General features: G+C 54.6%; 22 protein-coding genes, 4 tRNA genes and 1 pseudogene. 24 read left to right on the forward strand and 3 right to left on the reverse strand.

Annotated elements, in window-relative coordinates; translation table 11 throughout:
• Positions 1-88 precede the first annotated feature (88 nt).
• The 6 genes from F591_RS0103145 to F591_RS29395 all read left to right on the forward strand — a co-directional run bounded on the left by F591_RS0103145 (position 89) and on the right by F591_RS29395 (position 10,795).
• Positions 89-2,305 carry a hypothetical protein gene (locus F591_RS0103145; protein WP_245580971.1) on the forward strand — a complete coding sequence of 739 codons (2,217 nt, stop codon included), beginning with the start codon at positions 89-91 and terminating at the stop codon, positions 2,303-2,305.
• 222 nt (positions 2,306-2,527) lie between these two features.
• Entirely contained in the window at positions 2,528-3,094 is a 567-nt protein-coding gene (locus F591_RS0103150; RefSeq protein WP_019533133.1) for a GbsR/MarR family transcriptional regulator, read from the forward strand.
• A gap of 24 nt (positions 3,095-3,118) precedes the next feature.
• The gene (locus tag F591_RS0103155; protein WP_019533134.1) at positions 3,119-6,226 is read left to right on the forward strand and encodes an efflux RND transporter permease subunit; all 3,108 of its coding nucleotides are present in this window, start codon (positions 3,119-3,121) and stop codon (positions 6,224-6,226) included.
• 51 nt (positions 6,227-6,277) lie between these two features.
• Positions 6,278-7,531 (forward strand): efflux RND transporter periplasmic adaptor subunit, encoded by a 1,254-nt coding sequence (locus F591_RS0103160; RefSeq protein WP_019533135.1) that lies wholly within the window; start codon positions 6,278-6,280, stop codon positions 7,529-7,531.
• Between the two features lie 70 nt (positions 7,532-7,601).
• Entirely contained in the window at positions 7,602-9,332 is a 1,731-nt protein-coding gene (locus F591_RS0103165) for a hypothetical protein (RefSeq protein WP_019533136.1), read from the forward strand.
• A 170-nt stretch (positions 9,333-9,502) separates the two neighbouring features.
• Positions 9,503-10,795: a polysaccharide deacetylase family protein gene (locus tag F591_RS29395; RefSeq protein WP_019533137.1), complete on the forward strand. Its 1,293-nt coding sequence runs from the start codon at positions 9,503-9,505 to the stop codon at positions 10,793-10,795.
• 61 nt (positions 10,796-10,856) lie between these two features.
• Here the strand turns inward: F591_RS29395 and F591_RS0103175 are convergent, their stop codons facing one another.
• Entirely contained in the window at positions 10,857-11,372 is a 516-nt protein-coding gene (locus tag F591_RS0103175) for a 2'-5' RNA ligase family protein (RefSeq protein WP_019533138.1), read from the reverse strand.
• A 188-nt stretch (positions 11,373-11,560) separates the two neighbouring features.
• On the opposite strand from F591_RS0103175, the gene F591_RS0103180 reads away from it, so the two are divergent.
• From F591_RS0103180 to F591_RS0103205, 6 genes are all read left to right on the forward strand, one after another.
• Positions 11,561-12,109, forward strand: coding sequence for a phosphatidylglycerophosphatase A family protein (locus tag F591_RS0103180; RefSeq protein ID WP_019533139.1), 549 nt, complete (start codon positions 11,561-11,563; stop codon positions 12,107-12,109).
• 96 nt (positions 12,110-12,205) lie between these two features.
• On the forward strand, positions 12,206-12,370 hold the full coding sequence (locus F591_RS31900; protein ID WP_019533140.1) for a hypothetical protein: 165 nt from the start codon (positions 12,206-12,208) through the stop codon (positions 12,368-12,370).
• A gap of 96 nt (positions 12,371-12,466) precedes the next feature.
• Positions 12,467-12,543: transfer RNA gene (locus F591_RS0103190), tRNA-Met, on the forward strand.
• 12 nt (positions 12,544-12,555) lie between these two features.
• A tRNA-Ile gene (locus tag F591_RS0103195) sits at positions 12,556-12,629 on the forward strand.
• Between the two features lie 9 nt (positions 12,630-12,638).
• Positions 12,639-12,724: transfer RNA gene (locus F591_RS0103200), tRNA-Leu, on the forward strand.
• Between the two features lie 226 nt (positions 12,725-12,950).
• Entirely contained in the window at positions 12,951-13,169 is a 219-nt protein-coding gene (locus F591_RS0103205) for a spore germination protein (protein WP_019533141.1), read from the forward strand.
• A 119-nt stretch (positions 13,170-13,288) separates the two neighbouring features.
• Here the strand turns inward: F591_RS0103205 and F591_RS0103210 are convergent, their stop codons facing one another.
• On the reverse strand, positions 13,289-13,750 hold the full coding sequence (locus tag F591_RS0103210) for an Hsp20/alpha crystallin family protein (protein ID WP_019533142.1): 462 nt from the start codon (positions 13,748-13,750) through the stop codon (positions 13,289-13,291).
• A 139-nt stretch (positions 13,751-13,889) separates the two neighbouring features.
• Between F591_RS0103210 and F591_RS0103215 the strand changes: the two genes are divergently transcribed.
• The 11 genes and pseudogenes from F591_RS0103215 to F591_RS0103265 all read left to right on the forward strand — a co-directional run bounded on the left by F591_RS0103215 (position 13,890) and on the right by F591_RS0103265 (position 18,210).
• Positions 13,890-14,126: a spore germination protein gene (locus F591_RS0103215; RefSeq protein WP_019533143.1), complete on the forward strand. Its 237-nt coding sequence runs from the start codon at positions 13,890-13,892 to the stop codon at positions 14,124-14,126.
• Between the two features lie 3 nt (positions 14,127-14,129).
• Positions 14,130-14,348, forward strand: coding sequence for a spore germination protein GerPB (locus tag F591_RS0103220; RefSeq protein WP_019533144.1), 219 nt, complete (start codon positions 14,130-14,132; stop codon positions 14,346-14,348).
• Positions 14,349-14,361: 13 nt separating this feature from the next.
• Positions 14,362-14,964, forward strand: a complete 603-nt coding sequence (gene gerPC, locus F591_RS0103225) for a spore germination protein GerPC (RefSeq protein ID WP_019533145.1) — start codon at positions 14,362-14,364, stop codon at positions 14,962-14,964.
• Positions 14,965-14,971: 7 nt separating this feature from the next.
• Positions 14,972-15,163 (forward strand): hypothetical protein, encoded by a 192-nt coding sequence (locus tag F591_RS0103230; RefSeq protein WP_019533146.1) that lies wholly within the window; start codon positions 14,972-14,974, stop codon positions 15,161-15,163.
• Positions 15,164-15,192: 29 nt separating this feature from the next.
• On the forward strand, positions 15,193-15,549 hold the full coding sequence (locus F591_RS0103235; protein WP_019533147.1) for a spore germination protein GerPE: 357 nt from the start codon (positions 15,193-15,195) through the stop codon (positions 15,547-15,549).
• A gap of 249 nt (positions 15,550-15,798) precedes the next feature.
• The gene (locus F591_RS0103240) at positions 15,799-16,191 is read left to right on the forward strand and encodes a VOC family protein (RefSeq protein WP_019533148.1); all 393 of its coding nucleotides are present in this window, start codon (positions 15,799-15,801) and stop codon (positions 16,189-16,191) included.
• Between the two features lie 26 nt (positions 16,192-16,217).
• Complete coding sequence (locus tag F591_RS0103245) at positions 16,218-16,421, forward strand: hypothetical protein (protein WP_019533149.1); 204 nt, start codon at positions 16,218-16,220, stop codon at positions 16,419-16,421.
• A 118-nt stretch (positions 16,422-16,539) separates the two neighbouring features.
• A pseudogene (locus F591_RS32580) lies at positions 16,540-16,881 on the forward strand (beta-ketoacyl-[acyl-carrier-protein] synthase II); the annotation flags it as partial.
• Between the two features lie 233 nt (positions 16,882-17,114).
• On the forward strand, positions 17,115-17,315 hold the full coding sequence (locus tag F591_RS0103255) for a hypothetical protein (RefSeq protein WP_019533151.1): 201 nt from the start codon (positions 17,115-17,117) through the stop codon (positions 17,313-17,315).
• A gap of 167 nt (positions 17,316-17,482) precedes the next feature.
• The gene (locus F591_RS27260) at positions 17,483-17,689 is read left to right on the forward strand and encodes a hypothetical protein (protein WP_019533152.1); all 207 of its coding nucleotides are present in this window, start codon (positions 17,483-17,485) and stop codon (positions 17,687-17,689) included.
• Positions 17,690-17,793: 104 nt separating this feature from the next.
• A complete protein-coding gene (locus F591_RS0103265) occupies positions 17,794-18,210 on the forward strand; it encodes an SMI1/KNR4 family protein (protein ID WP_026326339.1) in 417 nt (138 codons plus the stop codon).
• 111 nt (positions 18,211-18,321) lie between these two features.
• On the opposite strand, the gene F591_RS0103270 is transcribed toward F591_RS0103265, so the two are convergent.
• Positions 18,322-18,394: transfer RNA gene (locus F591_RS0103270), tRNA-Val, on the reverse strand.
• 321 nt (positions 18,395-18,715) lie between these two features.
• On the opposite strand from F591_RS0103270, the gene F591_RS0103275 reads away from it, so the two are divergent.
• The coding region (locus tag F591_RS0103275) for a UPF0236 family transposase-like protein (protein WP_019533154.1) at positions 18,716-18,896 on the forward strand (181 nt) is incomplete at its 3' end.

Consider the following 18,896-nt stretch of genomic DNA (forward strand, 5'->3'; position numbering starts at 1 on the left):
GGCGTGCGCTCGGCGCCGCAGGTGACGGCCGATGACGAAGAAGCTTTCGTCATCGGCGCCTATCTTTTACTACCGGAGGTATCGACTGATGAACAAGCAACTGCGTAAACGCCGCAAAAAGTACAGAAGCTGCATATGGCTGCTTGCCGCCGCGTTGACATTCTCGTCTGCTCTTCCCGCAATGGCGGCGGAGAACGGCAGCGGAGACGCTCCGGGCACTTCCACATCTTACACGACAGGGACGGCTCCGGTGATCGGCAAGGTCGCGATCAATGGCGAGAGCTATTTCGAGCTGAAAAATGTCATGATGCACCCGGAGACTGACAACAATACCGTGATCTTCACGGTTCGCGTCAATAACGGCGGAGCGAGCGATCTGCTCTTCGTCGATTACTGGGTGCGCATCCGCACGAAGGACGGTAGCCGCATTTCGGTGCATACGCTGCCCCAGGACAAGGACAAGAACCGGATCACGGCGAAATCAAGCCAGGACATCAACTTTTACGCCACAGTGAACTCGTCCACCCGCCTGAACGATCTCACCTTTGATTTCATCAAATGGGATTTCAGCCAGCCGGGATACGAGCGCATCATCGGCTCTGTCGCGGTGCCGCAGGACTACACGACGGTGACGGCCGCAGGGCAATCGCGCGAAGTGTCGATGGGCGGCAGCCCGATCAAGGCGACGATCGAAAAGCTGTGGATGACCAAGAACGAGAAGAACTACACCCCTACGGTCGTGCTGAATTTGCAGAACGTCGGCAGCCGCAGCGTGACGCTGCCCGACTACCAATATTTGCTTCGCACGGCGGACGGGCTCATGTATCCGCTGAAGGCCAAAGGAATCAAGGATTTGGCGATTAATCCGCAGGTGGACAAGGATGTCGAGCTGACCGGCACCGTGCCCGTATCCGTCTCGACAGAAGGATGGCAACTGGTCATCGTGCAGAAAGCAGAGGATCTCAAGCTGAACCTGCCGATCGCTTCGTTTGCGCTGCCGCAGGTCAGCGAGCCCGATACGGTCGCCGTCGGCAAGCAGTATCAGTTCACGAACGAAGACGGCATTTATACCGCCCAGCTCAATTCGCTGCTGCGGCTGCCGTGGGAGGATCAAGATATTTTAACGGCGGATTTCACGCTCTCGAATCAAGGGCAGGAGTCGCTGCCGATTCCCGATTTGACGGGATACTTCATGCTGGACGACGCGGTCAAGGTGGAGGCGAAGCTGATCCGGACGGATCAAATTATCGGCTTGCCGGCCGGCGCTTCGGCCCGGTTCCAGTTCATCGGCAAGATGCCTTACACGTACGATTTCGGCAAGGTGAAGCTGGTGCTGCAGGAGAAGGACAGCGGGGATTCGAACGGCGAGGGAACAAGCGAATCCTCCGGCAAAACGACCGATCTGCTGGAGTTCGAGCATCGCACCGATCTGATGAACGTTCCGTTCCATTTTATCGGCGAAAGCTACAAGATCGACAATATCGGCCGCAGCACGTCCTATACGGTCCGCGTCCTGGACAGATATACGGGGGATACGGCGGATACGCTGGTCGTTCAATTGGAAGCGACGAATCTGGAGAAGCGTTTCACCGACGTGACCCGGCTCATCTCGCACTTCCAGACGACGGACGGCACCGTCTATCCGGCGACGATCGCGAACATCAAGAAGAAGGTCAGTCCGAACGGCAAGGCGATCCTGTTCCTGCAGGCTGTCGTGCCGAAAGGGCTGCCGACGGACGGCATGCATATTATGATCGGCGAAGCGGTCACCGAGGACAAGCTGACTCCGGAGGACGGCAAGCCGGACGCCTACGTCAATGCCGCTGCGTTCTGGCTGCCGAAGGAGCGCTCGGAAGTGCAGGACAACCTGAAGGAGATCGATCTGACGCCTTTCCGCCTGTCCATCAGCAAAGTCCGCACGCTGTTGACGCAGGAAGGCGTTACGCTGAAGTTCAATTACGAGCTGAGCAAAAATTTGATGGTCGAGACGAACAACGAAGGCCGGAAAATCGTGCTGGAGCTGAAGGACGACCAGAACAAGATCGCCTTCTCGCGCGAATACGACTTCAAGGATTTCGACGGCTCGGGCGGAGACGGGCAGGGCAGCGGCAGCTCCGACAACAGCAGCGGGAAGCTGAAGCTCGGATCGCACGATGATTTTGAAGTGAAGGAACAGGACCCCGATCTGATTTACCTGGTGGAAGTCATGAAGAACAACTACAGTCTGAATGTTTACGACTCGTTCAACGGCCAGAAAAAACTGCTGGCTACGAAGAAGATTCGCTGGTTCTCGACGACGGACTGATTCGACTTTACTAAAATTTGATAGAATGAAGCGCTTTCCATTGCAACCGTCCCCCCCGCAATTACGTTGTAGTAATTGTGCGGGGGCGTTCTTTTTGTCTAAATTGTGAATTTATGGCGGAACGATTAAGAAAAGATTGACACCTTTGCCAGATCGATTTAATGTTATTATCGTTAACAACCTTCTTAACGATATTAATACTCGATCAAGGAGAAAAGTAATATGACGACGGGGAATACATTTTCCGAGTTGAAGAGGAGTGTGATCAACGAACTCTCTCTTTCGTTCGAAGCCGAGGGCTTCAGCCCGCTGTGTGGAAAAATATATACCCTCCTGGTCTTCGCAGCCGACCCTTTAAGCCTGCAGCAAATCGCCGATGAACTCGGCGTCTCCAAGGCTGCCGTCAGCGTGCAGGCGCGAATGCTGGAGAGGGTGGCCATGTGTCAGAAGCTGGCCGTCGGCAATGACCGCAGAGATTACTATTATATTCCCGATAACTTCAGCCTGACCGTCATTCACAACGCCACTCGCAAGATCAATGAGATGAGCGACCGAATGGCGGCCACCATCGAATCGCTGCACAGACTCGAGCATGTGGAACCGGACGAGAAGGCGGAATATGAGGCGGCGAAAAGGAGGTTTACCGAGATTTACGAGCTGTACTCGATGATTAATGCCAAGCTGGAAGGCTTGGAGGAGGAGTGGAACGAAAAGAGGCAAAAAATTTTTCGAAAATTTTCCGATCATACTGAAGGGGAAGGGACGTTTCGCGCGTCTAAGAGTCAGTGACGCTATTCATGGAGGAGTAGAGAGATGAACCGATTAACCGCTTTTTCGATGAAGAACATTACCGCAATATTCATCATCATCCTGCTGCTGGCGGGAGGGGGGACTTACGCCACGTCGACGCTGAAGGTCGAAAGCATGCCGGACGTAACGCTGCCGATGGTCTTCGTCACCACTCAATACATAGCTCCTCCCCGCGATGTGATGGAGGATATTACCGAACCGCTGGAGAGCGCGATTTCCGGGCTCGAAGGACTCAAAAATATGACCTCCACATCCAGCGACAACTTCTCGACAATCACCGTCGAGCTGGAATCCGGGGAAGACCCTGAGGAAGCGAAGCGGGATATCGAGAGTCTGATATCGAATGTGAAGCTGCCTTCCAGCGCGGAGCGGCCGAAGGTCTCGACGTTCGGATTTGCGTCCCAGCCGGTGTATTACCTGGCGGTATACGCCGAGAACGGGATGAACCAGCTGGAGCTTGACAAGCTGTACAAGGATGTCATTCTGCCAGGCTTCGAATCGATGAAGGGCATCGACCACGTCGACTCCATCGGCAACCAGGAGACGATCCTCAACATCAAGCTTGACTTTAATTCCATCAACAGCTACGGCTTGACGCCGCAGCAGGTGTCTGACAGCATCAAGGCGGCACTGGCCAGCAGCCCGGCCGGCACCGTCGACTTCAGCGGCAATACCCAGATGGTCCGGGTGAAGAACGATTTCAATTCGATTTACAATCTGGAGCATTTGAAAATTTCGACGCCGAACGGAGATACGCTGCTGCTTAATCAGGTCGCCAAGGTCGAGCCGGTCGTGGAATCGGAGTTTCTGGCGCGCCTGAACGGCAAGCCGGCGATCGGCGTAATGCTGTTCAAGACGAAGCAGGCCAATGCCGTCGAATTCGGCAACGAAGCCGACAAGCTGATGGCGCAGTGGATGCAGGATTATCCGAATGTCAAATTCCATGCGCTGTACAACTCCGCCGTCGATATCAAAAACTCGATCAACGGGATGCTGAAGGAAGGCGTGCTCGGCGCGATCCTGGCATCGATCATGATTCTTGTGTTCCTTAAAAACGTTCGGATGACCGCGATCGTTTTGGTCTCCATTCCGTTATCGATTTTGATTACGCTGCTGGTCATGGCGCCGCTCGACATCTCGCTCAACATCATGACTTTGGGCGGCATGACGATTGCCGTCGGCCGGGTCGTCGACGACAGTATCGTCGTTATCGAGAATATTTACAGCCAACTGCAGCGTTCGAAGGAACGCAACGAAGAAGTCATCAAGGTAGGTACCGCGCAGGTCGCCTCGGCGATCACCTCGTCGACGATTACGACGGTAGGGGTGTTCGCTCCGATCGCGATGGTCAGCGGCATTCTCGGAGAGATTTTCCGGCCGTTCGCCATCACGCTGGCCGTATCGCTTCTCTCGTCCCTCATTGTGGCTGTGACGGTCATTCCGGTGCTTGCCAAGCTGCTGGTGCTCAACAACAAAAACATCAAGCATCATGACGAGGCGCCTGTTGGGAAATTGTCGACCGGTTATAAGCGGACTCTTGTCTGGTCGCTGAACAACCGGAAGAAGACGTTTTTGATTTCCATTCTTCTGTTTATCGTCACGGTCGTCGGCACGGTGCCGTTCCTGCCGAGCTCCTTCATGCCGGAGAGCGAGAGCGACAACCTGATGTATTTCACCATCAAAATGCCGCGCGAAACCAACATGGATACGATGAACGAGAAGGTCAAGGAGATCGAAGAGATGATGCTGGGGGCGAAGGACGAAGCGGGCAACCCGGTCTTCGAAACTTTGGAATCCCTCATCGGTTATAACGACAGCTCCGACCGCGTGCCGTATCGGTCCCAGTTTTTCGCCGCCGCGTCGAAGACGGTAGATGCCAAAAAAGTCGTTGATGAGTACAAGGACAAAATCATGTATCTCCTGCCGAAAGGCTCGGAGGTGAACGGCTCGCTGATCACCGGCGCAGGCATGTCTTCCGGCGTAGATTTCTCTTATATGCTGAAAGGCAACGACCTGGACAACCTGATTCGCGGGGCCGAGCTGATCCGGGAGAAAATGAAGGAATTCCCTGAGCTGAAGGACATCAAGGACAGCTTGAGCGAGCAGAAGACCGAAGTGGAGATCAGCGTCGACCAGAACAATGCCAGAATTTACGGCTTGTCTACAACTCAAATCGTGGGGGCTGTCAGCGGACTGCTTGCCGAGGAAAATATCGGCGATCTGAAGCTGGACGGCGAGAAGTTCGAGACGAAAGTGATGCTCGATTCCGATTTCAAGGATTCTCTGGACAAAATCGGAAGCTTCCTGATCAAGACGCCTACCGGCGCATCCGTGCGGTTAAGCGATGTGGCCAAGGTGAGACAGGTTGACTCTCCGGCCTCCATTACCCGGGAAATGGAAGAGCAGTACGTCAGCGTAACCGCCAAAATCGACAGCCCGAACAAAGGCGGAATCAGCGCGCAGGTAGGCGCGGCGCTCAGAACGGTAGAGCTGCCTCCCGGCGTGCGTGCGGAAGTCAAAGGCGTGTCCGACGATATTCAGGAAAGCTTCTCGCAAATGTTCGTTGCGATGGCGGCAGCCGTCTTCATCGTCTATCTGATCATGGTGCTCGCTTTCGGCAACGGCAGCGCGCCGTTCGCTATCCTGTTCTCGCTTCCGCTTGCGGCTATCGGGGGACTCATTGGCCTGAGAGTCACCGGCGAATCGTTGAATGTTACGTCGCTCATCGGATTCCTGATGCTCATCGGTATCGTCGTCACGAATGCGATCGTGCTTATCGACAGAGTGCAGCAGCTGCGCGAGCAAGGCCTCTCGGTTCGCGAAGCTTTGGTCGAAGGGTCAATGGCCCGTCTCAGACCGATCATCATGACGGCCGGTGCTACCATCTTCGCGCTCATGCCGATGGCTTTGGGGCTTTCCAAGGGCGCGCTGCTTTCCAAAGGGCTGGCCATTGTCGTTATCGGCGGGTTGACGACATCGACGATTTTGACGCTTATTGTCGTGCCGATCGTGTACGAGATGATCGAAAACTTCAAAAACCGGGTTGCGCGCCTGTTTAAAGGAAAAGCGAATGCTCCGGCCGACTCGAATTCGGCACCGGCTGCCAACTAAAAAGATACGGGGAATCCGAAAGATATATAGGGAAAGGGAGAATCGCCACTCATGAAACCGACGATCGCGAAAACGATGAAGCACAGTACGAAAGTTATGGGAGCCGTCGTCATCAGCACCGCGCTGATGGCCGGCTGCTCCGCTCCGCCAGCCGCGCAGCCGAACGCAGCCGATACCCAAAACCAGGTTAAGACGGTCAAGACGGCGCCGATCGCCAAGCAGTCGATCGGCGATCCGATCGAACAGGTCGCCGACGTCATCTCTTCCATTCAGCTTGACATCACGACGAAGGCGGGGGGCGATGTGCAGGAAATTTTGAAGAAGCGCGGAGACATGGTGGAAAAGGGCGATGTTATTTTCCGCATGGACCCGACCGATGTGCTGCTTCAGAAGGAGAAGGCGCAGATCTCTCTGCGCAGCGGCGAAGCGCAGCTTATCAAGGCGCGTGAAGAGCTGGCCAACTCCAAGCAGGAGCTGCGCAACGGCATTGCCAAGCTGGAGGCGTCCGTCAATGAAACCGAGAAATCGTATAACAAAATGCGCAACGATTACGATCTCGGCCTCGTGACGGAATTCCAGCTGGAACAGATGGAAACGCAGCTGAACAATTTGAAGCTTGATTTGGAAAATTCCAGACAAAAGCTGCATACGCTCGAAAACACCAATCAGCTGTCCCAGCTCGAGCAGGTTCTGGAGACGTCCAGCGTGACGCTGCGCGAGCTTGATCGGACCTTGGAAAATATGGAGGTCAAAGCATCGGTCAGCGGCGTGCTGACGGATTTGCCGATCGAAGTGGGCATGACGCTGCCCGCCGGATTCCGGGCGGCCCAGGTGCAGCAGCTGGACCCGATCAAAATCAAGGCGGAGCTGACGGAGGATGCAGCCAAGCTTGTCCGCGGCAAGACGGAGCTGAGCTTCTATGTTCCGGGCGTGGTAGACAAAACGCAAGCGAAGATCAGTTACCTGGCGGACGTCATGAGCTCAGAGACGAGATCGTACACGCTGGAGCTGGAAGTGCCGAACGCCGACCGCAAGCTGAAGCCTGGCATGAAAGCGCAGGTGCTGCTGACGGATGAACAGGAGCAGGTCGTGGTGGCGATTCCGACCGCAAGCATCGTCCGCGAAGCCGGCGAAACGTACGTCTTCGTGCTGAACGGCGATACGGCCGAAAGAAGAAAAGTGCAGCTTGGACGCATGCAGGACATTTATCAAGAAGTCATCAGCGGCGTCAGCGAAGGTGAACAGCTCGTCGTCTCCGGCCAGCACCAACTGAAAGATCAGGAGAAGGTTCAAGTATCGCAATAATTCGCTGCAACAACAGCAAGCATTTATTCATGTCATCCCATTTATTTACGGACTTTAGGAGGAACGGCAAGTGAACAAGAACTGGAAAAGAACCGTAACGTCCGTTGTCATCACCGCTTCGCTGATGACGGGCAGCATCCCTGCCCTGGCAGATGGAACGCCTCTTGATGCGAATGCGCAAGTCGCCGCTACATATAAGCTGACGGATTTGCTCGATGTGGAATTGAAAAGCGTGCTGAATGAAAAGGTGCTCGGGGGCACGCGCATCGGCGTCGTCGTCCGCTTGAAGAACAAGGGCGACGCCATTACCCGCGTTCCGGAATACGAGCTGCGGGTCAAAACGGCGGAAGGCGTCGAATATACGCTGCAGCCGAGCGCCTCGAACCCGAAGGCGATCCAGCCGAAGGCCAATTCGGAGCTGAGCTTCATGTCCGTTATCGATCGGACGGATGAAGTGAAGCTGGCGGAAGTGAACTGGACGGATGTCGATTATTACGTCTATCCGAAGAAAGAAACGCTCATTACGGCGATCCCGGTAACCGATACGGTATGGAACGGCAGCGACACGGTCTTTACCGACCCGGCTGCGATCAAGAAATGGTCGGACTCGTTCGTCATTCCTTCGCTGCAGTCCCCGATTCAATACACGCCTGTCGGCATCAGCAAGGAATCGACTCCCGAAGGAACGGTGCAGGTCGTGCAGCTGCTTGCCTATAACCCGTCGGACAAACGGGAGACAGTGCCGGATTTCGTGATCGAGGGCAGGACGGAGACGAAGGTGTATTCCGGGAAGCGGGTCGAAGAAGGCGCGATCGCGCTGGAGGCGAAGGAAGAGAAGTACATTCATTACGCCATCCCGACCGATCAGGATACGTCGCTGCTCAGCCTGAATCTGCTGACGCCGGAGAAGTTCGCCCAAGGCGGCGGCACGGCTGACGGAGCGGCTGCGGGGCTCGTGCAGTACAATGTCGGAAGGCTGAATATTCTGCTTCCGGCGCAATCGCTTGCCAGCACTTATGACCTGTATAAGCTCGGAACGCCGATGGTGTTCGATATGCGCAGCGAGCTGATTCATCCGGATATCGACGTGTCGCTGGTCGAATTCCAGATGCATGAGAACGAGGAAGAGGGCAACAATACCGTCACCGCCAAGGTCAAGCTGTTCAACAAGAGCGACCGTCCGCTCGCCGTTCCGGTATTCCAGCTCGACCTGCTCAGCTCCGACGGCTACGAATACAGCGGCCAGCGCCAAAGCATGTCGACCGCGTCCATCCTGCCGAATTCCGGCGTCGTGGTCAACTATTCGGTCACCGTTCCGAAGTCGGAGACGGGCAAAGGGCTCGCATTCAAAATTCAGGATACGAAAACCGCCGCTCCGTACAAATCGACGATCGCCGCTTACCGCGCCGAGCTGGAGGAGAAGAAGAAGGGCGACAGCTTCAGCGTATATCCGTTCAGCATCAAGGTAAGAAATTGGGACGTATCTTACATGTTCAACGCGATGAACCAAACGTATTCGTATAAAGGGAAATTTTTCCTTGATATTAAACGCGAAGAGCAAATCCAGGTGGACCAAAACTTCTCGAAGCTGCAATTTGAAATTTATGACCAAGGCGGCCGCCTGCTGGCTACCAGCGTCAACCCGCTGATCGGGGCAGGACGTATGGTTTCGGGTGAAAACAACATCGTGTTCAACGGCACCTCGGAGCAGTTCGACTCGCCGATTACGATCAAAATCTTCGAGGTGTTCACGACCGATAACGGAGAAGCGAAGCGTCTGCTGACGGAATTCGTCAGATAAGATAGCATTATCCTTAGCACAGCATTAACTTGCGGGCCGAAGCCCTGGCAGCAGCCAGGCTTCGGCCTTTGCTGTTTTCCGTGGAATGAACCTTTCCGCCGCTTGCTCGGTCTAATGAATGAGACATTGGCCCACACTAGAAACAGGGCTTGAGGAAAGGAGATATTCCCTTGTCCAGGAAACGGCAAGCCTTGCTTATATGCGCATTGGCGCTGTGCGCGCTTCTGTTCGCCAGCTGCAGCATCAAGGCGGAATCGCCTGCTTATGCGCCGGACAGCGCTGCGGATCGTCCTGCCGCGGCACAAACGGAGCAAAGCGTGGAGTCGCTTCCGCTTCAGATTATGAATTATGCGAAGGAAGGCTCTCTGCCTATAGCGAAGTTCGTCGTCGGGCAGACGACGATCCGGGAAGTGGAACGGCAGCTTGGCAAGGCCGCTCGAATCCGGCAGGAACGCTCCGGCTATTACGCGGTTTATCCGGAACAAGGCATCGCTGTCGGATACAATGAGGCGGGAGTGGTATTCGCTCTGCGTTCCTTCGATTCTTCCTTGCGGGCGCTGACGGCGCCGGCCATTGAGGACGCGCTGGGCAAGCCTGCGAAGCAGACGGCTCACGGAGAGAAAGCCATTTATACGTACCGCGTCGACGGGAATGTTCTGCTTAAGTTCGTCATTCCGGCTGCGACCGGCAGAGTCGACCATATCTCCGTATTCCGTCCGCCGGCGGAGGCAGATCCGTATCTTCTTGCGATCGAGGGCGAATCGGATCGTTTGTCCGCCTCCGCCTGGGAGAGCATGACGGCGTGGCGCAAGAAAATCGTCGCCTTTGCCGGCGTCTATCCGAACCGGGTATGGATCAACGGGCCGAACCGGAAGCAGGTCGCATTGACCTTCGACGACGGCCCCGACGAGCGAAATACGCTGGCCGTAGCGGACATATTGGACAGGTATCAGGTGAAAGGGAGCTTTTTCTTCGTCGGCGACCGCGTCCGGCAATATCCGGAAACGGTTAAGCAAATTTACGATGGCGGCCATCTCGTCCTGAGCCACAGCAACAGCCATAAACAGCTGATACAGCTTGCGGAATCTGACGTCGCTGCTGATCTGCAGGAGGCGGGGAAGGCGATTGAGGCCGTGATCGGGCGTATACCGGCGCTGCTCAGAACGCCTTACGGCGAGACGAATAATATGGTTGTGCGGGCCGCAGAACGGCTCGGTTATTCGATCGTCTTGTGGTCATTGGATACGCTGGATTGGTCCTCGAAGGATGAACGGCAAATCGTCGGCAATGTGCAGAACTACGCCCGCAACGGAGAAATCATTCTGATGCACAGCAGCCAGGGCAATGGTTCAACGGTGGCGGCGCTGCCCGCCGTGATCGAGACGCTGCGGCAAAAAGGATTCGAGATGGTCGATTTGGCCACTCTTCTGGGCGTTCCGGCGTACCAGGAGCCATCATCATGAAGAAGAAGCGCTGTGCCTTCGCTTAAACGAAGGACACAGCGCTTCTTCATTGACGGTCATGTTAGCCTTCAAAGAGAAAGGTCCGAACCGATTGCCAGGGGCTGTCGTCGTTCTCGCGGCCAAGCAACTCCATGCGATCGGCCGTAAACGCAAGATCGATCGGCTTGTGCCGCAAACTGGCAAGCACGTCGTGCATCTCGTCTGCGGTGAGCCGCTGGGCAACCGTCAAATGAGGCGTATATACATAAGGCTTGCCTGTTTCGACAAGCGGCCCGCTGCAGACGCGGCGGTACAACTCCAGCATCGGACCGGGATCGGCGAGCGCCAAATAGACAGTATGGTTAACGGGATAAAAGCTGGAAAAGCGATTGAAGCGAAGCTTGAGCGGAGGGGTTTGCGCTGCGGCGCGTTCCAGGTGCGCTTCAGCTTCCTTCCGTTTCTCTTGCGACCACAATTCCGTCTCGCGGACCGTCAGGTGCGGGGCGATGAACGGATAATGGGGATCGTATCTTTTTCGGTAATGGTTGGCAAAGTCTCGAATCTCTTCCGGCGGAAACACGGCGATGCCATACTGCATACGTATCCCTCCCGCATTCAGTGTGTGTCTGAACTGCTCTGCTTTATACATTATACCGCTTTCTTCGCGATGAAGCCAAGCGCGGCTTATTTTTGCCCCTGCCGGTCAACGATCTACACGTTCCGACACATTTCTTCATATTATGCTATATCCCCATCAAACCCGTTGATTGAGAGAGGAGCCCGCATATGGACAGCCGCGTACACAGCAAAGATGTCAAGCATGCCGTCTATCAGAAGCTGCAGGAACGCGGAGTCGGCATCGAGGAAATAGCCCGCATCGTCATGGAAATGCAAATTGCCTATAATCCGCTGTTGACGCTTGCGGCCTGTGTCGAATCCGTTCATGCCGTACTGAACAAGAGAGAGCTGCAGCATGCCATTCTCATCGGTATCGAGCTCGACTCGCTTGCCGAACGGGGACTGCTGTCCGAGCCGATTCAATCGATTGTAAGCTCGGATGAAGGTTTGTTCGGGTGCGACGAAACGTTAGCTCTCGGGTCTGTCTTCGGCTATGGCAGCATTGCCGTTACGACGTTTGGCTATTTGGACAAACGTAAATCCGGCATTATCCGCAAGCTGGATACGAAGGCCGGCAGCCATGTTCATACGTTTCTGGACGATCTGGTGGCAGGCATTGCCGCGGCGGCTTCCGGAAGGCTGGCGCATCAGCAGCGGGACCGGGAAGAAGGCACGCCGGCTTCGGCGCCCGGTGCGGATTCGGCTTCCATGGAATGATCTGGAGGAGACCCCATTCGAAAATAAGGCGTATTTCGATTGGTTACAATACGAGTACCCGAACAAAACATACAATGTGTGTTGGAGTGAGCGCTCGTGAATTGGATTTATTGGGCCAAATTGTATGAAAGCAAGTTTCAGGCAGGCTGTTTGGCAAAACGCATGGAAGAAGACTGGTGGATTTACGGCTACGAATGTCCGACAGAGGTACAAGTATACCGCTCCAAAAAAGGACGCTTCGGCGTACGATATATGCTGTAACATTTTACAGCCATGCATGCAATTTATACTTGACGCGAAGAAGGCAGTTGGTGTATAGTTAGATTTGTCGCTGTTTGACAGCATCTTGCCAACTGACGCGGGGTGGAGCAGTCCGGTAGCTCGTCGGGCTCATAACCCGAAGGCCGCAGGTTCAAATCCTGCCCCCGCAACCAATATCTTCGCGAGGGCCTATAGCTCAGTTGGTTAGAGCGGTCGGCTCATAACCGATTGGTCGGGGGTTCGAGTCCCTCTGGGCCCATCATCCAGTGCCGAAGTGGCGGAATTGGCAGACGCACAGGACTTAAAATCCTGCGGTAGGTGACTACCGTACCGGTTCGAGCCCGGTCTTCGGCATAGCTCGCAACAAGGCGCCAGCCTATCGTTAGACTAACGGTAGCCTGGCGTTTTTTCGCGTGCGCATCGCTTTCAAACAAAGGAATTAACCGCGCGACCGATCTGCTGGAATGGGCCCGGCCTTCGCAGAAGCACCCTATGTTTCCTTCAGCAAATTAACCTTTGATGGGATATTCGCCGTTCTCCGGCCATATAATAAATCACTATCCCCTATGAGGTGATTGCCATGCCGTCCATTATCCTGGCGCCATTTAAGATTGTGGGAGCCGCCGGGGAAGTCGTCTTTGGCGATGTGCTGCAGGTGAATCCCAAAACGACGGAAAAATCGTACTCCGGATCGGGAGGCAACGTGACCGGCGATTTTACGGTTACGTTCTCGCTGGTGAGCTTGACGAACACGCTTGATACGGATGCTATCGACTCAAGCAATACCGCCAACAATTGACCGTGAAGGACCGAGGACCGTGCCACAACAGCGACACCGGCTGCCATTTGACCGGCTTGCGCTGTTCATGGCGCGGTCCTTTTCCTTGCGGCGTATCGGCGTATAGCTTCAAGCGGCGATTAAGGAAAACGAACGTCGACTTCGTGGAACAGATTGTCGTTGACGAGCTTGCGCATATGAAGCTGAAGCACGCCGTTTCGGTAAACCGCTTTGCAGCTGGACGGAACGACCAGGCTGCTGAGCCGGATGGTTTGCGCCGTATCGTCGGGGGTCCCTTCCAGCCTGATCTGATTGGAGCTGAGCATGACGCGCACTTTGCGGGCCTGCGTTTTGTCCGGGATGTGCACTTTGACGATGACGTTATTGTGCGTATCGAACAATTCCGTATGGTAAGTCCGCTGCTTGACCGTTGCCAAATTGACGGTCGGCAGCGCCTGCTTCAGCACATTTTGCACATATTCCTCTATCCACGAGGCGCTGTCCCCTTTTCCGACCGGAGGCACCGGCAGCTTGCCCCCAAAAAATTCTTCGAAGTTGCGCCAGTTGAAATCGAAGAACGGGTTGTTTTTCGGTTGATCCATCGCGCGCTCGCCTCCCCATTTGCTTGCTACTTATGATATGAAGCAGGGAGCCAAACGATGATAGATCGTGCGAGCACATAAAATTGAAATCCCGTACATATATATGAAATGACCTCTACGAGAAATTAGGTGTTCGACCATGCCGGCCATCGTAGGCGCATTGAAAATTTTGACTATCGGCTCGGGCTCCATCGTTCATATCGGCGATTCCGTCCAGCTCGCTCCGAGGAGCTCGGCCAAAACGTACGCCGGGGCGGGCTCGTTCATTACGGGCGATTATGTGCGCATCTATAACCACTACAGCAGCACGAACGTGCTCGACAAAGATGTTATCGATTCCTCGCCGATCTCCTTCGATAAGGCAGGTGGACTTTAAGCGATGCAGTTGACTGTTCATCAGAGCATTGTCATTCACCAGTTGCGGGTCGAATCCGTTAGCAATTCGTCCGTCCTGCAGATCGGAACGGCCGGAATCGTCAAAGCGCTGTCCAATTTGTACAATACCGGCGGATTTACCGGGCCGGCGCCGCTGCCTATGGCTCCGCTACCCGCAACTTCTACGCCGCTCGTTCCTCTGGCGGGTCCGGGCGCTAGATAACGGAGGTATGTCCATGCATTCGTCCTTCAATTCGTCCTACTTCGCGCAGCTCCATCGGTACATGCAATGGCAAACGGACCGAATTCGGCAGTTGGAGCAGAAGGTCGATTTGCTGGAAAAACGATTGGAGGCTCTCAAGCAGCAGAGGGCGATTACCGTGGAGAAAATCGAATACAACTTCGACCAGCTCAAAGTGGAAAAGCTGGAAGGCTCGATGAGCATCGGGCTGTCGCCTTCCGGCCTCGGAAACCAATCGGTCGAGGAGCTCGCCGTCGGCGGACAGGTCATTCATACGAATACGTCCCGGTCGGAAAGCTATGAGCGCATCCAGAACATCGTTTTGACATATTTGGAGGCGGATTGTCCCGACGAGCTAAGCGAGCTGGAGAATAAATATTCCATCAGGCTGGATGAAGATTTGCGCGAAAAAATAATCGCGGATTTGCAAAACCAGGCTGGGCTAAGAATCGAGCATTACATGGATACGCTGATGAAAGGTCCCCAGCACATCTTGACGCCGGACGACGAGCAGGAAATAGCCCGCCGCGTGATAGAAGATATTCGGGCCGGCGTCGAACAGTTCGTAAGCCATTATAAGCCCGAAGGAAAGGAATGAGAGGGTCATGATTCTGCAGGTGGAGAATAAGGAGCTGACCGTCGGCAGCATTCGGGTGCTCGGCATTACCAGCTCCTCCTCGCTGCTTGTCGGGGATACCCAGGTCATCACGCTGTCTTCGATTTTCGATACGCCGCCCGAGTCGCTGATCATCGGTCCGCTCGTACCGCTAGCCGGGCCGGTTGGCCCGTCGCGATGAGCGTTCCTGCGTTTCAGCCGCGAACCTCCATGGTGGGCAGAATCAAGGTCGACCAGATTCAGTTCGACTCCACCGTATTTATAGGCGATCTGGTCGATTTCTCGCCCGTTACGCGGGCCATCGCCGTGATGCGGGAAATTCCCCGCTTTATCGGGAACGAAGGGCGTTTTTCCGAATATATGATCTTTACGCGGCCGATTCCGCCGCCTATCGTTCACGAGCCTCTGCAGGTCGGTACGGTGAACGCCGATCCGGTTATTCGCGTCGGGCAAGTCCAGGTTCTCGCTTTGTCGACGGCTTCGCTGCTGCAGGCCGGAAGCGTGCGGGCGATCCGGGCGGAGACCCGTGTCAAGCATGTTCGCCAGCTGCTGCGGGGACGCAGATGATCCAAGCGAGAAGGCCTGCTTCGCCGCTTTCGTACGGAGCAGGCCTGGTTGTTTGTGGTGCCCAGTCCTGCTTCGCGGCTGCTCCCTGTATCCTGATGCTTGCCAAATGGGTACGAATGGTTCAAGATGAAAAGAAGCAAGGCTGCGGCATAAGAGCCTGGCCTGCCGCACTTGACGGAACACATCATCCGGCGATAGGATGAGACCATGGAATCATTTGGACAAGCCAAGGAAAAGGAGAGATCGAATTTGGCGCGCACAAAAATCGAGCACGTCGGCGTAATGGTAAGCGATATGGAGGCGTCCATCGCCTTTTACAAAGAAGTGGTCGGCCTTAAGCTCAAAGGGACGCTTGATCATACGAACGGTGTGATCAAGCTCGCGTTCCTCGGCTTTGGCGAAAGCGGGGAGACGGAGGTTGAGCTTATTCAAGGATATCACAGCAGCTTGCCGACGGAAGGCAAGGTGCATCATATCGCATTTACGGTGGACGATGTCGAGGCGGAATTCGCCCGAATCCGCTCGCTGCCGGTCAAGCTGATCGATCAGGAGATTACGACGCTGCCGAACGGCGCCCGCTATTTTTTCTTTCACGGACCGGACGGGGAATGGATCGAATTTTTCCAGCCAGCGGGCTCGTAGCCTAGAGAGGGAGTGGAAGGAAGGACATGCTGCTGAGCAAAAGCCAGAAGAAGCTGATTCTCGACATTTTGATGAAAGAGCGGCGGCGGCTGTTCTCCCGGCATAAGGGGGAGCTCCTCGACAAGACGATTGCCGATCTGTCGCAGGCCGTCCGCAATGAGAATATCAATATTACCGACCCTGCCGACAAGTCGCTGGACTGGAGCTCGCGGGGCAAGCGAAAGCGATAGCTCCCGCGGCTGCGGCGGAACGGGGACTCCCGTCCCGCGGGATCAAGGCGCGAGTTCGGGAAGGGGAGAAGCAGCGCTTAAGCCGCCGGGCTTGACCTTACGCTTTCGCCGCCGCGCCGCGGCGACGCTGCCGAGCACCGAGACCGGCGACTTGTCGGAAACGTTGGCGATCAAGCGGCTGTTCCAAGAGCGGGCCTATCGCATTCCGGTGACGGCCAACAAGTCGATGCTTGGCCATTGGCTCGGTGCAGCCGGGGGAGCGGAGGCGATGGCGCTGGCAAAAAGCCTTGAGACGGGCACGATTCCGCCGACGATCAATCAAGAGGAGAAGGACCTGCGGTGCGATCTGGACTGCGTGCCGAATGCGGCGCGGCAGGCCGAGGTTAAGATCGGTTTGTCCAACTCCTTCGGGTTTGGCGGCCACGATGCAGTGATCGTCCTGAAGAAATACGAGGAATAGCTTTTTACGATAAACGATGCCTACAAGACCCGTCGCTCGGGTCTTTTTGTATCTTTGCGCGCCGTACGCGGCTTTCCTTCGCTCCAGCGGTTTAGCAATCGGGAGGGGCACTTTTCCAGGAAGCGTCATATCTTGTAGTACTTAAGGTCGGAGAGGTGCATAAACGGTGAAAATTGAAATTCGCGCAGAATTGAAAATCAATGTGAAAAAAATAGTCAAAGATTGCACGCTCAATGTTTCCGACGGAAAAGCTTCGTTCCGAAATCAAAGGCATCGTCAAGCTGTGGGCGGAGCGAAGGCTGAAGGAAAGCGGCTGGCCCGTGCCGATCGACACGGAGGAGATTAAGACATATTTGCTCGAGAACGATATTATTAAAGAAAACAAGTCAGCGGCACTAATCGACACGAATGAAGAAGCGCATCTGTACAAATGATACTTTCAGACTATACGGATAATTCCAGGCGATCATTTTAAAATAGTATTCGACAAAATTAGGCAACCCATGGTATTATACTGTTGCATCTGTTTCCAATATTTATAATATCTTCGGATGTTACATCACATAAGATGCTGCGAATGATGATGGATGGAGGTTGCGGAATGAAAAAGGTTGCTGACGAAGAAATTCAGCTGCTGGTCGATTCTTTGCATCTGAATGAGAAGGACATTCTCGACAAATTTACGCTGACGTTGGACGGAGAAGCCTTGTCGGAGGAAGAGGCCGTTCGGTTCATCCAATTTCTCAGAAGCGAATTATCGATTCCGGTCGATGACGAGACGGGAAGCAAGCTTCGTTGCTATCATTGAATCATTGATTTTTACCTAATGTCAGGGGGATGTTAACGGGCTGCCGGCAATAGGGTTTGCGATATGAACAAGATTTGCGATATTAAATTGGAATGGAGCCGATCATGAGATACCTAGCTGAACTGGAGATGATTCGCAAGTCGCCCGACAAGCACCGCTTCGAACCGTTATCCGAGGCCGAACTGCAAAGAGAGGCTGTCCAAGGGGTGCCGGAAGATTATCTGGATTTTTTGCGGGAGATCGGCCACGGGACGGTCGGCGGCAACGGTTTCGCTTTTTATGGCGGCTTGGTTGAAGTGGACGAGATCTTGGGCCACCTCTATGACGAAGAGGATTCCTGCCCGGAATTAAAGGATATTTTGCTGTTTGGCGATAATTGCAGCGGCGACCCTGTAGGATTTCTGACGACGGACGGCTGGGCCCTTGTGGAAATATGGCACGACGACGATTTGTCCGTTCACTACCGGGAAGAAAAAAGCTTCGAGGAATTTGTAAAATCGCTGTTTGCGGATTATGCCTAAAAGATAGACGCTTAACGCTGCTTTGCCCCGATTTGTGCGGGGTACTTTTTTGCTTTCCGGAAATCCGCCAAAAACAGAAAAAGCCCTTGATTGCTCAAGGGCTTTTCAGTATGACCTGTAGTGGGCTCGAACCACTGACCCCCACCCTGTCAAGATGGTGCTCTCCCAGCTGAGCTAACAGGTCTTAATCGAACATCGCCTTGTCTTCGCAGCGACAATTAGTATAATAGCAGGAAGCGGGCACGCAGTCAAGGGTTTTGGCGAATTTTTCTGAGAAAATTTTGGGGGGATTTCGGTTCCTGATTTTTGCTGCGAGCAAGCGCGCCGGTTTGCCGCAAGCAAGTGCGGCGGGCTTGATGCCCGGGGCCAACGGGGGCCGTTCCGAAGCCGAGATAGTGTAAAATCTCTGTGGGTGTAGGAATTGGAAAAAGCGGATATAGAAAAAGAGCTTCTCCCTTGGTAAAGTGATGTTTGCGCACAACACACCAAGAAGGAGGAAGCTCCTGTGAGCCACTTTACCACAACAATGCCGACGATGAAAGAGATTGAGCAATGGATTTTCCGGAAAATGCAGGAGGAATTCGCTCGTGCGATGAAGCAGGTACTGGAGGCGCTGGATCAGCAGATCCTGGAGCAACGGGACCGAGAGCGTTATCGAGTAAAGGACGAGCGTGAAACAAGCGTCA

The organism is Paenibacillus ginsengihumi DSM 21568 (assembly GCF_000380965.1).
Classification (GTDB): domain Bacteria; phylum Bacillota; class Bacilli; order Paenibacillales; family NBRC-103111; genus Paenibacillus_G; species Paenibacillus_G ginsengihumi.

What these genes read in the sequence shown, in the direction of transcription:
- F591_RS0103145 (WP_245580971.1), top strand. Translation starts at nt 89, where the DNA reads ATGAACAAGCAACTGCGTAAACGCCGCAAAAAGTACAGAAGCTGCATA.
- F591_RS0103150 (WP_019533133.1), top strand. Translation starts at nt 2,528, where the DNA reads ATGACGACGGGGAATACATTTTCCGAGTTGAAGAGGAGTGTGATCAAC.
- F591_RS0103155 (WP_019533134.1), top strand. Translation starts at nt 3,119, where the DNA reads ATGAACCGATTAACCGCTTTTTCGATGAAGAACATTACCGCAATATTC.
- F591_RS0103160 (WP_019533135.1), top strand. Translation starts at nt 6,278, where the DNA reads ATGAAACCGACGATCGCGAAAACGATGAAGCACAGTACGAAAGTTATG.
- F591_RS0103175 (WP_019533138.1), bottom strand. Translation starts at nt 11,372, where the DNA reads ATGCAGTATGGCATCGCCGTGTTTCCGCCGGAAGAGATTCGAGACTTT.
- F591_RS0103180 (WP_019533139.1), top strand. Translation starts at nt 11,561, where the DNA reads ATGGACAGCCGCGTACACAGCAAAGATGTCAAGCATGCCGTCTATCAG.
- F591_RS0103205 (WP_019533141.1), top strand. Translation starts at nt 12,951, where the DNA reads ATGCCGTCCATTATCCTGGCGCCATTTAAGATTGTGGGAGCCGCCGGG.
- F591_RS0103210 (WP_019533142.1), bottom strand. Translation starts at nt 13,750, where the DNA reads ATGGATCAACCGAAAAACAACCCGTTCTTCGATTTCAACTGGCGCAAC.
- F591_RS0103215 (WP_019533143.1), top strand. Translation starts at nt 13,890, where the DNA reads ATGCCGGCCATCGTAGGCGCATTGAAAATTTTGACTATCGGCTCGGGC.
- F591_RS0103220 (WP_019533144.1), top strand. Translation starts at nt 14,130, where the DNA reads ATGCAGTTGACTGTTCATCAGAGCATTGTCATTCACCAGTTGCGGGTC.
- gerPC (WP_019533145.1), top strand. Translation starts at nt 14,362, where the DNA reads ATGCATTCGTCCTTCAATTCGTCCTACTTCGCGCAGCTCCATCGGTAC.
- F591_RS0103230 (WP_019533146.1), top strand. Translation starts at nt 14,972, where the DNA reads ATGATTCTGCAGGTGGAGAATAAGGAGCTGACCGTCGGCAGCATTCGG.
- F591_RS0103235 (WP_019533147.1), top strand. Translation starts at nt 15,193, where the DNA reads ATGGTGGGCAGAATCAAGGTCGACCAGATTCAGTTCGACTCCACCGTA.
- F591_RS0103245 (WP_019533149.1), top strand. Translation starts at nt 16,218, where the DNA reads ATGCTGCTGAGCAAAAGCCAGAAGAAGCTGATTCTCGACATTTTGATG.
- F591_RS0103255 (WP_019533151.1), top strand. Translation starts at nt 17,115, where the DNA reads ATGTTTCCGACGGAAAAGCTTCGTTCCGAAATCAAAGGCATCGTCAAG.
- F591_RS27260 (WP_019533152.1), top strand. Translation starts at nt 17,483, where the DNA reads ATGAAAAAGGTTGCTGACGAAGAAATTCAGCTGCTGGTCGATTCTTTG.
- F591_RS0103265 (WP_026326339.1), top strand. Translation starts at nt 17,794, where the DNA reads ATGAGATACCTAGCTGAACTGGAGATGATTCGCAAGTCGCCCGACAAG.